General features: G+C 63.9%; 13 protein-coding genes and 1 pseudogene. 4 read left to right on the top strand and 10 right to left on the bottom strand.

Annotated features, from left to right (window positions below):
- Together KAY22_RS19205 and KAY22_RS19200 are read right to left on the bottom strand one after the other, a co-directional pair.
- On the bottom strand, positions 1-1,063 hold a 1,063-nt coding region (locus KAY22_RS19205), incomplete at its 3' end, for a PQQ-dependent sugar dehydrogenase (RefSeq protein WP_296624885.1).
- A gap of 72 nt (positions 1,064-1,135) precedes the next feature.
- Positions 1,136-1,570 (bottom strand): hypothetical protein, encoded by a 435-nt coding sequence (locus KAY22_RS19200; protein WP_296624884.1) that lies wholly within the window; start codon positions 1,568-1,570, stop codon positions 1,136-1,138.
- Positions 1,571-1,698: 128 nt separating this feature from the next.
- On the opposite strand from KAY22_RS19200, the gene KAY22_RS19195 reads away from it, so the two are divergent.
- Positions 1,699-2,409, top strand: coding sequence for a PEPxxWA-CTERM sorting domain-containing protein (locus KAY22_RS19195; protein ID WP_296624883.1), 711 nt, complete (start codon positions 1,699-1,701; stop codon positions 2,407-2,409).
- Positions 2,410-2,454: 45 nt separating this feature from the next.
- Here the strand turns inward: KAY22_RS19195 and KAY22_RS19190 are convergent, their stop codons facing one another.
- The 3 genes from KAY22_RS19190 to KAY22_RS19180 all read right to left on the bottom strand — a co-directional run bounded on the left by KAY22_RS19190 (position 2,455) and on the right by KAY22_RS19180 (position 5,847).
- The gene (locus KAY22_RS19190; protein WP_296624882.1) at positions 2,455-4,278 is read right to left on the bottom strand and encodes a DUF885 family protein; all 1,824 of its coding nucleotides are present in this window, start codon (positions 4,276-4,278) and stop codon (positions 2,455-2,457) included.
- 76 nt (positions 4,279-4,354) lie between these two features.
- Positions 4,355-5,137 (bottom strand): transglutaminase family protein, encoded by a 783-nt coding sequence (locus tag KAY22_RS19185; protein WP_296624881.1) that lies wholly within the window; start codon positions 5,135-5,137, stop codon positions 4,355-4,357.
- Positions 5,138-5,199: 62 nt separating this feature from the next.
- Entirely contained in the window at positions 5,200-5,847 is a 648-nt protein-coding gene (locus tag KAY22_RS19180; protein WP_296624880.1) for a hypothetical protein, read from the bottom strand.
- Between the two features lie 83 nt (positions 5,848-5,930).
- Here KAY22_RS19180 and KAY22_RS19175 point away from each other — a divergent pair, with 83 nt between their 5' ends.
- Entirely contained in the window at positions 5,931-6,437 is a 507-nt protein-coding gene (locus KAY22_RS19175; RefSeq protein WP_296624879.1) for a hypothetical protein, read from the top strand.
- Between the two features lie 192 nt (positions 6,438-6,629).
- On the opposite strand, the gene KAY22_RS19170 is transcribed toward KAY22_RS19175, so the two are convergent.
- Positions 6,630-6,866: a hypothetical protein gene (locus KAY22_RS19170; RefSeq protein ID WP_296624878.1), complete on the bottom strand. Its 237-nt coding sequence runs from the start codon at positions 6,864-6,866 to the stop codon at positions 6,630-6,632.
- A gap of 184 nt (positions 6,867-7,050) precedes the next feature.
- Between KAY22_RS19170 and KAY22_RS19165 the strand changes: the two genes are divergently transcribed.
- Positions 7,051-7,362, top strand: coding sequence for a hypothetical protein (locus tag KAY22_RS19165; RefSeq protein ID WP_296624877.1), 312 nt, complete (start codon positions 7,051-7,053; stop codon positions 7,360-7,362).
- An 18-nt stretch (positions 7,363-7,380) separates the two neighbouring features.
- Here the strand turns inward: KAY22_RS19165 and KAY22_RS19160 are convergent, their stop codons facing one another.
- The 4 genes from KAY22_RS19160 to purT all read right to left on the bottom strand — a co-directional run bounded on the left by KAY22_RS19160 (position 7,381) and on the right by purT (position 10,440).
- Complete coding sequence (locus tag KAY22_RS19160) at positions 7,381-8,175, bottom strand: sulfite exporter TauE/SafE family protein (protein WP_296624876.1); 795 nt, start codon at positions 8,173-8,175, stop codon at positions 7,381-7,383.
- A gap of 217 nt (positions 8,176-8,392) precedes the next feature.
- Positions 8,393-8,707, bottom strand: a complete 315-nt coding sequence (locus tag KAY22_RS19155) for a UrcA family protein (protein ID WP_296624875.1) — start codon at positions 8,705-8,707, stop codon at positions 8,393-8,395.
- Between the two features lie 162 nt (positions 8,708-8,869).
- Complete coding sequence (locus KAY22_RS19150) at positions 8,870-9,256, bottom strand: RidA family protein (RefSeq protein WP_296624874.1); 387 nt, start codon at positions 9,254-9,256, stop codon at positions 8,870-8,872.
- Positions 9,253-10,440 (bottom strand): formate-dependent phosphoribosylglycinamide formyltransferase, encoded by a 1,188-nt coding sequence (purT, locus tag KAY22_RS19145; RefSeq protein WP_296624873.1) that lies wholly within the window; start codon positions 10,438-10,440, stop codon positions 9,253-9,255. The genes KAY22_RS19150 and purT overlap by 4 nt, the downstream gene beginning before the upstream one ends.
- Before the next feature lie 151 nt (positions 10,441-10,591).
- Between purT and KAY22_RS19140 the strand changes: the two are divergent.
- Positions 10,592-10,798 (top strand): annotated as a pseudogene (locus KAY22_RS19140) (GGDEF domain-containing protein); the annotation flags it as partial.

The raw sequence follows: 10,798 nt of genomic DNA, 5'->3' as shown, positions 1-10,798 counted from the left end.
GCACATAGACAGATCCGTCCGGCGCTTCCGCCGCCGAGCGGATGCGAGCGCCCATCGAATAGCGTGCAACCTCCATCGAACTGTCGGTGCCGAGGTTGACCAACAGCAACATCTTGCCCGACAGAGCGGTCACCAGCGCCTTGCCACGCCAGGACGGAAACATCTTCCCACGATAGACGATCATGGATGAGGGCGAGATCGCCGGGTTCCAGCTGACCCGGGGGGCTTCCAGATCGGGACGGGTCGGATGGTCGGGAATCGGGCGGCCATCATAATGATCGCCGTTGGAAACGATCGGCCAGCCATAGTTACGACCAGGCTCGATCAGATTGATCTCATCCCCGCCTTTCGGGCCCATTTCCACGTCCCACAGCCGCCCTTCCAGATCGAAGGCGAGGCCGAGGGGATTGCGATGACCAAAGCTCCAGACCGCAGCGTCGAAGCCCTTGTCGGCAAGCGGATTGCCGGCGGCAGCGCGCCCGTTCCGGTCGAGCCTCAATATCTTGCCGAGCACGCCCTTCGGATCCTGAGCAGGCGTGAACTTCTGCCGTTCGCCCAGCGACAAGAAGAGATGCCCGTCGGGGCCGAAGGCGATGCGCCCAGCATAATGCCCACCACTCAGTTGCGGATAGGCCTTGTAGAGAATCTTCGGCTCCACCAACCGATTTCCCACGAGGCGCGCGCGCATCAGTTCGATGCCGTTCGGCGATCCCGCCGCCGAATAGCTGATATAGATCAGTCCGTTGCGCGCGAAGTTCGGATCGACGGCAACCTCGCCCAGTGCGCCCTGGCCGTCCGAATTGACCACAGGCGCCGCCGCAATCTCCGTCCGCTTTCCGCCATCGTGCGACAGCAGAAATAACCGGCCAGCCTTCTCCGTGACGAGCAGCCGGCCGTCGGGGAGAAATGCCATCGCCCATGGGCTATCGAACCGCGCAACATCCTTCGCGACGAAGGGCTTGGCTGAAAATGGACGTTCCCCGGTAATCGGGGCCTGCGCCGCAAAGGCGGGCATCGCCATGCCCGCAAGGGCGAGCCCGGCCGCCATGAAAAAACGCTTCACATATGCCTCCTGTTTTCGCTCTCAACCCGTGATCGCGCCGCAAGTTGCCCAGGCTGTGCGGTAGGGGATACCCTACCGCCGCGCGTCTCCGGGCTTGAGCACGGCGGACTTCCGCTTCTGCTCGGCCGGCGGGACATGCGTGATGGTGGCGGCATATTCGGCGAACAGGACCAGCAGCCAGATTTCCACGCCGCGCCAATGGCCGCTGAACAGGCTCGCCCCCACGTCCAGCATCAGCAGCACCAGCGCCATCATCCGGAACCAGCGCATGCTGAAAGCCGGCATGTCGGCGCGGAACGACGCGGTGAACATCATGAACAGGCTGAACAGCCCGGCAATGATCTGCGACGTGAGCGTCGTCGCGATGCGGAGCTGGTCGAGCGCGGTGATGAACCAGAACAGCCGAGAGACGGCATATTGCGATTGCCGGGTCATCTGGCACAGCTTGATGATCGGCGGGACGAACAGGGTCTTGCCGATCCAGACGTCGAGATCGATCACGGTCATGCGGGGCCTATAGCAGGACTTTGCGATGGTGCCACCCGGCGGAGGCGGCCATCTATCTCAAGAGCCCTCGTCATGCTAGATGGGCGGATGCCGCGTGGGTGACGGCGCGTCTTGGGGTGTAGTAGCGTATGTTCAGACTAGCAGCTCTGGCGCTTGCGGCCTTGACCTGGGCAGCGTCGGCTCCGGCCGCCATCGTTGTCACCGTGAATGCGGCGGGCTCGACCTCGGCCAATTTGTCCGGTTACACATTCGGGGTCGCCAATCTCGACAATGTGTCGAACGGGCCGACCTCTTTCAATTTCGTCGGGTCGCCCATCACTGGGACGACGATGGATGGGTACATCAACATCGGTTCCGCGAACGTCTATGGCGGGGCGGGCGGCTCGGGCCAGTTCGCTTCCCTTTACGGCGATCCTGCCACCATCCAGCTGTCCCAGTCGGTAAACTATTTCGGACTGTGGGGCTCGGCGCTCGACGGAAACAACTCGGTCGCGCTGTACAACGACAACACCCTGCTCGGCACCTATGCGCTGCAGTCGGTCCTGCAGGCCAGTCCGGGCTTCAACAGCGGCTATTATGGCAATCCGTCCGGCGGCGGCAATGCAGGCGAACTCTACGCCTTCTTCAACTTCGCCAGCGACAGCGCCTTCAACCGCGTCCAGCTGATTCAGAATGGCGGCGGCGGCTTCGAGTTCGACAACCTCACCGTCGGAACGTCGGTCGTCAGCACCGCACCCGAGCCTGCCACCTGGGCGATGTTCCTGATGGGTTTCGGCCTCGTCGGCGGCTTCCTGCGCCAGCGTCGCGACCGCGTACAGGCGTTGCCTCTGACCGCCTGACGGCGCGAGGAGACCGCCGATGCGGCCTCCTCGCGATCCTTTATCTTAGCCCGCCACAGCTCCGCTGCGCTTCTCGACGAGCTTCTCCATCACCGTCAGCGGCATCGCGCCGCTTTTCAGCACGTCGTGGAACTGGCGGATGTCGAACCTGCCGCCCAGCCGGGCCTCCGCCTGCTTGCGAGCCCGGACCCACGCCATATGGCCGACCTTGTACGAACAGGCCTGCCCCGGCTGCGTGCAATAGCGCTCTACTTCGCGCTGCGAACGCGGCGCGGCGAAACCGGTCGTCTCGACCATATAGGCGGTCGCCTTGTCGCGATCCCAGCGCTTCACATGGATGCCGGTGTCGACCACGAGCCGGGCCGCGCGGAACAGGAAGGACTGCAGATAGCCGGCCCGTTCGAGCGGATCGGCATAGCCGCCGAGTTCGTCTGCCAGCTGCTCGGCATAGAGCGCCCAACCCTCGCTATAAGCACCAAAGAAGCTGATCTTGCGCAGCGTCGGAATATCCTTCGACTCCTGCGCCAGGCTGATCTGCAGATGGTGGCCGGGGACGCCCTCATGATAGGTCAGTGCCGGCAGGCTGTATTTCGGCCAGTCGCCGACATCCTTCAGGTTGATGAAGTAGATGGCGGGCCGGGAACCGTCGAGCGTCGCCCGCTTGTAATAGCCGTTGGAGGCACCGTCCTGGATCTCGACCGGCACCGCCCGGATCTCCAGCGCCGCCGTGGGAACATGCGAGAAGTAGTGACCGAGCTTCGCATACATGCCCTTCACGCCCTCGTTGAGCGAAGCGATCAGCGCCGCTCGCCCGGCCGCGTCATTGGCGTAAAGCTGCCGGGGATCCTTGTTCAGCGCCGTAAGACGTTCGCCCACGCCGCCCTTGGTGAACCCCTGCGCCTTGAGGATCGCGTCGAGCTCGGCGCTGATCTCCGCCACCTGGTCCAGGCCCATGCGATGGACCTCATCGGGCGTGAAATTGGTCGTCGTCGCCTGTGCCAGCGCCGCTGCGTAGACCGCGTCGCCATCCTGCAGCCTCCACACGCCCGCCCCCGGGCGCGTCGTCCGGCGCAATTCGGTCATCAGCGCGATCTGCCGGTCCAGCGCCGGATAGACGTCCTGCTCCACCAGGCGCGCCGCTGCCGGTCCGAAGTCGCCGACAATGCCCTTTTCCGCCGCCCGGCGCGTCAGCGACAGCACCAGCGGGCTCTTCTCGGCAGGGACTTCGCGCAATTTACGGAGCTGCCCCAAGGTCAGGTCCACCGAAAAGTCGGGCGCCGTGAAGCCGCGCTCGGAGCGCGCCCGCTGCACCGCGCTGTCGGTATCGAGAACCGGACCGAAGGCCTCCAGCCGGGCGAGATAGGCGTCGCAATCGGCTCGGTCCGCAATCACATGCGCGTCGTTGAGAAAGTCGGGGACGCTGAAATAGGCTCCACCCTGCTGGAAGATGCGATAGGGCCGGATCACGCTGTCGATACCAAACCGCTCAGGCGCGACGGTCGAGTTACGCAGCGAATAGAGGACTATTTCGCGGTTGAGCGCGGCCGCCTCGGACAGCTTGTCCACCGGAAAGGCCTCGAGCTGCGCCAGACGCCGCTTGGTCCGCGCCAGATCGCGCCGCATCTCTTCGTCGCTATTATCGTCCAGCCGGCTCTTGGCCGCCGCGCGTGGTCCTTTGTCGAAGCCCAGTCCGGTACAGAATTCGGGTGAGGCGTCGAGCGCTTCGGCGAATATCTCGTCGAACAGCGCGTTCAGCCGGGCATCATCGGGTCCAGCCGGCGCATCGGTGGCCGCCGAGACGGCCCAAGGGTGAAATCCGGCAACCAGCGCGGCGACGCCTGCCGATGCGATGAACGAGCGACGATCCATTTGAAAACCCTCTCCAAATACTGTGCTGACAGTCTTGTAGAGAGGGCCTTCGCACTTTGCCAGCCAGGCGACCCGCTCAGCCGTCGATCCGGGCCACCGAAACGCTCTGCTCGACCATCTCGGCATTCCCGAAGGCCGTCATGAACGCGATGTCTGTCGCGTCGCGGCCGACGGCGATGCGTGCCAGTCCGTCCAGCGGAGCAAGCCCGGTAGGGTCCACCAGATACCATTCTCCCGCCAGCCACACTTCGACCACGGCATGGAAATCGGGCGGGTCGAGGTCCAGCGCATAGGCCGAGACGACCCGCGCCGGAACACCGGCTGCGCGCGCGAAGGCCGTCAGCAGATGGGCAAAGTCGCGACAAACGCCCTGGCGCGAGACGAAACTGTCGACCGCAGTGGTCGTGCAGTCGCTCGACCCGATGCGATAATCCATATTGTCGTGCACCCAGTCGGTCATTGCGACGATCTTCGCGCCGTGCGGATCGCCGGGGAAACGGCGCTCGACGAAGGCCTCCAGCCGATCGGACTCACAATAGCGGCTTGGCCAGAGATAGGGGATCACGCCCGGCGGCAGCTCTCGCCGGGGCGTTATCGGCAGCGCCTCGATGGGCGAACTGCGCCGGAGCAGTTCGACCTGCGCGGTGTAGCGCGCCTCGAAATCGCCTTCGGCCCGCATCCATGTGCGCCGACCGATGCCCTCCTCGCCCGCTATCGGACGAAGCTCGCCGCTTCCGCTAACGGTCAGCAGATCCTCGATCAGCCGCTGGTCTTCGAGTTGGGCGACCTCGACGCTCAGCAGAACGTCGGTCGGTTGCGCGAAACGGTAGTGAAGATGGGAGTCGATCCGGACGCGCATGGGTTCTCCAGGCTGGAATTACAGCATCAGGACACCGGGCGGAGCGCAAAGTTCCGGGACCATCAGCAGATCGCCTCCAGGCCGGTGATCGCCGCTGCGAGCCGTAGCCGATCCTCATCGCATTCGGCCCCTGGGCCACGCCCCGCTGCGAGCAGCCGATCGAGCCAGAGCGGACCATATTCGAAATGATGGTCGATGCAGAGGCTCTCCACCACCTTGCGCACGTCCCGACCACATGCGTCGAGACGGGCGAGCCGACGGTTGAGCGCTGCCTCCAGCTGCGCCGAACGGTCGGTGTCGGCCTCGACCGGCCGACCGACCGCCCCTCGTCCGACCATCTCACGATACAATCCCCCGCTGGGCGCCAGCGCGGCATAGTGCACCCAATAGAGTTTGAAGAGCGTCCGGCCGGCATCGCGCAGCGCTTCGGCGGGCCGGTTTCGATGGTCGAGCAACCCGCCCAGATAGGCACGACCGATCGCATCGACCGCCTGCCCATGCTCACGCCCGCCGCGCAACGTCGCGGCCGCTTCTTCTGCCTGCCCCTTGCGCCAAAGCCGGGCAGCGACGGGATCCAGCCCGCCGACCCGCTCCGCGCGATGCAGGCGAAGCTCGGGCGTTCCTCTGTCCATAGCCGGTTTGCCGCTCGCCTTGAGCCGCCCACCCGCTGTCCGCGCACCCGCCAGCCTCTTCCGTCCCGGCCTTGCCATCCCGCATCTCCCAGCTAGACAAAAAACTTGCACTCATCGGTTCAAAATTTACTGATCCTGGCCTCCAGCCAGCGAGGACAGTCATGCTCCGCCCCCACGAACGCCTCCGCTCGCTGCGCGCCCGCTCGGGCCTTTCGATGCGTGCCTTCGCCGCCACGCTCGGAACACCACTCGACAAGCGCTATGCCTATTATGAGGAAAAGCGGTTCACTGGCCCGCTGCCCATCGATGCCGCCCGACAGATTGCCGCAGCGCTCCAGCCCTTCGGCGTGGACAGTGCGGAGATTTTCGCGCTGGCCGGGCTCTCGCAGGACGAAAGCGAAGCCGAGGGGGCCGTCGAGCCCGACGTCCAGCAGGTCCTGCTGCCAGTAGCCCTGCCTAATGTGGCAGCGCTGACCCGGATGTTCGAAATCCTGCTCGAAGATCATGCCCCCGAGGAAGGCCATGCCGCGCTCGCGCGAAGGCTTGCGTCGCGTTTGCCAGCCGCGCTGCAGCGCGCAGCCTCTTCCATGCCAGTTCGGGCCCGGCTTCCGCGCGGCGGAGGTGCTGCACCTCGCGCCAGGCATCGTCCGCCTCCCCCGCGCGAATAGCGCATCCGACCTCGCAGGAGACGCAACCGAGGCTGCAGGCCGGAGACGATCGAAACACGCCTTGCTTCATCGACTCGCTCCTCATTTGTTCTTTTTATGTTCTATTTTCGATGCGCGGCGATGTCTAGGAATTTTCCTATTATCAGATCAAAAAAAGAGCCCGGATTGGCCGGGCTCCTGTCGGGGGTTCGATCAGAAACCGCGCGGGACCTCGCGCAGCGAACGATAGAGCGCTCCATTGGCAGCAAAGACGGCCTGTGCCCTTGCCACCGTCACCGGATCATGCGTCGGCTGCGGACGGAACACCGGTGCGATCAGCCAGTTGGGCGGGGTCGGGCGCTCCGCTGCAGATGTCGCGGCGCCGTCAAGGACAGCGCCGGAAACCAGCAGTTCCGCCTGCGCCATCATGTCGCTCGTCATCATGTTCATTGCGACTCACCGCCCCGATCGATGTCCTGACGACCTGATGCCCCTATCGGTCGCTCAAGAAAATAGGACTCCCGCATATGTTACAATTGTTGACAGCTTCCTAATTTCTCCCAGCTCTTCTGCCATTGCGGCTATCCGCAACAGGAATGCCGAGCATCGCCGGAATCAAGATTCTGATTGATATTTGTACAATTTTCTTGTATATCCGTCTCGGTTTGGCGGAGATGTCGACGTGCTGCAACGTGGTCAGACAGGATGCTCGCCGGAAATTGGCCGCATCGTCTCTCTCATCCGGGCGCTGGACGATCTGCGACATTGGACCGAGGCTATGGAAAAGCACAGCGCGGCCCACGACGAGCGACAGCCGCGGCTGGTGGTCAGTGCCGCACGGCTGCGGGACGAAGCATGGAGTCACAGCCTGCTCGCCGCGCACGATCTGTTCCAGATCGACGGACTTCACTCGGCCTGGGTCGATATGGCGGGAGGAAGTGCCTGAGCGACGCCTGCCGCCACCTCAGGAAGTGACGAGCTTCAAACCCGTTATGAACAGGATTCCCGCCAGCGCCCGCTGGACGAAGCTTTCGTTCAGCCACATCGTCAAGCGCGCACCGATGACGATCCCCGGGATCGATCCGATCAGCAGCATCGCAAGCAGATGCAGGTCGACCGCTCCGGCGATCATATAGCCGAGCCCGGCGACAAGCGTCAGGGGAACCGCGTGCATGATGTCGGTGCCCACCAGCTTTCGCGCGGTAAGCCGCAATGGATAAAGCATCAGCAACATCGTCGCCCCGAGCGCCCCGGCACCGACCGACGTCAGCGTCACGAGGGTGCCGAGCACCGCGCCGCCGAGTACCGTCAGCACTGGCTGCCAGCGGACGAACCGCTTTGCGCGCGCCTCGTCGTCGACATCGATCATCGCGGTGACCAGTTGACGCCGGAACAGCGTGGCGACCGACGTGGCGATCAGCATCCCGCCGAGCATCGTCACGACCACGCCATGCTTCACCTGATGGGCGCCGGACGCGAACAGGAACAACAGCGTCAGGATCGCAGCCGGTATGCTGCCCAATGCCAGCCAGCCGACGATCTTTACGTCTGCGCTCTCCTGACGGTGGTGGACGATCGAACCGGCGGTCTTGGTCACGGCGGCGAACCAGAGGTCGGTGCCGACGGCCGTGGTGGGGGCGACACCGAACAACATGATCAATATGGGCGACATCAGCGAGCCGCCCCCCACCCCGGTTATCCCGACGATGATCCCGACGACCAGTCCGGCCAGGGCATTCAACCAGTCGATATTGATCATGATGCCCCGGCTCTGTTCACGCCCCCCTATCGCCGGACGTCAGAGCACGGACAAGAAAGCCTTTCTTGCTCGACTGCAAGCGATCGCCCGCAAGTCTCGCCCACCAGCGCGATTCCATCGCGGCAGAGGGATGCTCCCAACAGAAACGGCAAAAGGCCGCCAGGATGGGCTGGAGCCTCCTGGCGGCCTTTGTCGGCCATGCCGGTTCGCCGCAGGATCAGCGGGCGGCGAGCTTAATGTCGGCAGCCGGCACAGCCTGAGCCAGCCGTGCCTTGGCGCCGACGATCGCCTTCTGACGGCAGGCGGCGACTTCGATGCTGGTGCCGACGTCGGAGCGACCGCAGACATTTTCGGCGGCGCGGCGGATGCGCGCGTCGAGTTGCGAAGCGCCGGCCGCGCTGGCGAGATCCAGGTCGCCATAAGCGACGGCGACACGGGCAGGCTCGGCGCGCAGCGGGGTCGCGGCAGCGATGGTGACGAAGGTGGCGACGATCGCGAAGGTGCCGGCGACGGTGTTGTTCAGCTTGGTCATTTCGAGGTCCCTTTTACTAAGCGTTGTGGATGCCACATGCTGAGCAGGAACCGTGCCAAACCGAATAACTCAGAAAAATCAGTGTATTTTCTGTCAGACCACAAAACAACCGCGCTACAGTTTGGCGAAAATCACCATCATCCGGCCTATATTGCGAATGCGTTACGACCTACGCCGCAACGCGGTCACCTCGATCTCGATTTTCATCTCGGGTCGGATGAGCCCGACGATCAGCGCGGTCGCCGCAGGCCTGATTTCGCCGAAACATTCCCCCAAGACAGGAGCGACGTCCTCCCACCACGCGGCGTCGGTCAGATAATAGGTCGCCCGCACGACATCGGCGAGCGCGAAACCTGCTTCGGACAAGGTCCGCTCGATCAAGTCGAAAGCATTGCGGGCCTGATCGGCCACCGCATCTGGCATGATCCGGGTGACCGGATCGTAGCCGGTGGTACCCGCGACGAAGGCCCAGTCGCCGTCGACGATCGCCCGGCTATAGCCCGCCTGTCTCTCGAACGGAGACCCCGAGGAAATGCGGGTGCGCGTCATTCCTCGCTATCGGTGTAGACGATGCGGACCTTGGCTGCCGCTGCGCGCGCAGCGGCGCGGGCCGTTTCGCTCGTTCCATCGCGCGCCAGCGCCAGGGCGACTCCCATGCGCCGGTTCGGGCGCGTTACCGGCTTGCTGAACAGACGGAGATCGGTCTCCACCCCGTCGATGGGTGCCAGTGCGTCTTCCAGACCTTCGAAGCGGAACGCCTCGGCATGGCGCTCCGCAAGAATGACCGCGGACGCTGCAGCCCCGTTGAGATGGATATGCGGGATCGGCAGTCCCAGGACAGCGCGGGCGTGCAGATCGAATTCGGTCAGGTTCTGCGAAATCAGCGTGACCATGCCGGTGTCGTGCGGCCGTGGCGACAATTCGGAGAAGATCACCTTCTCACCCGCCACGAAGAACTCGACACCGAACAATCCATAGCCGCCCAGATTGTCGACCACCTTGCGCGCCATGTCCTGCGCGGCGGCCAGCGCCTTCTTCGACATCGGCGTCGGCTGCCAGCTCTCCTGATAGTCGCCGCGCTCCTGCCGATGGCCGATCGGCTCGCAGAAGATCACACCCTGACGCGTGCGGATCGTCAGCAGGGTGATTTCGTAATCGAAGGCGATGAAAGCCTCGACGATCACGCGCTGCCGATCGCCCCGCATCCCGTCGACGGCATAGTCCCAGGCCGCGTCGATCGCCCCGTCGGCCGTGACGATGCTCTGCCCCTTGCCCGACGACGACATGACCGGCTTCACCACGCAGGGTATGCCGATCTTGGCAACCGCCTCGCGCATCTCCTCCCGGCTTTCGGCGTAGAGAAAGCGCGAGGTCACCAGTCCCAATTCTTGTGCTGCCACATCGCGGATGCGATCGCGGTTCATCGTCAGCTGCGTGGCGCGTGCCGACGGCACCACGGAGAAGCCACGATCCTCATAGTCCTTGAGGACTTCGGTGCGGATCGCCTCGACCTCCGGCACGATATGGTCGGGCCGATGCTTCTCGATCACGGCGGCCAGCGCCTCTCCATCCAGCATGGAAAAGACCTCAGACGCGTCGGCCAGCTGCATAGCCGGGGCGTTCGCATAGGAATCGCAGGCGATGACATAAGCACCCAGCCGCTTGGCGGCGATCACGAACTCCCGCCCCAATTCACCAGAGCCGAGCAGCAATATCTTCGCGATCGGGGTCATCAGTGTCTCCTTGCAGCCGGCGATAGAGCCTCCCGACCGCCAGATAAAGCGCCTGCGGCATATCCTTAGGGGAATTTACATAAGTTCATTTTGTATCGGCCGCACGATCCGCTACTCCTCGTCGCAAACCGCTAAGGGGGCGAGGCGGCAAGTGTCTGTAGACCTTTTCATTTTTGCCGTGCTGCTGCTCATCAACGCGTTGATGACGATCGCCATGCTGCTCGCGGCCCGGACGCTGGGTCAGCCGCGAATGGCAAAGATGCTGGCTGCCGCCTTCGGCTGCAACGTCCTGCTCTACATCGCCGATCCGATCTATTATTTCTATTTTCGCGGCAATCCCTGGGCCAATCTGCTCGTC

This window comes from Rhizorhabdus sp., assembly GCF_018006725.1.
GTDB lineage: Bacteria > Pseudomonadota > Alphaproteobacteria > Sphingomonadales > Sphingomonadaceae > Rhizorhabdus.
This window is presented reverse-complemented; position numbering and strand designations above follow the sequence as displayed.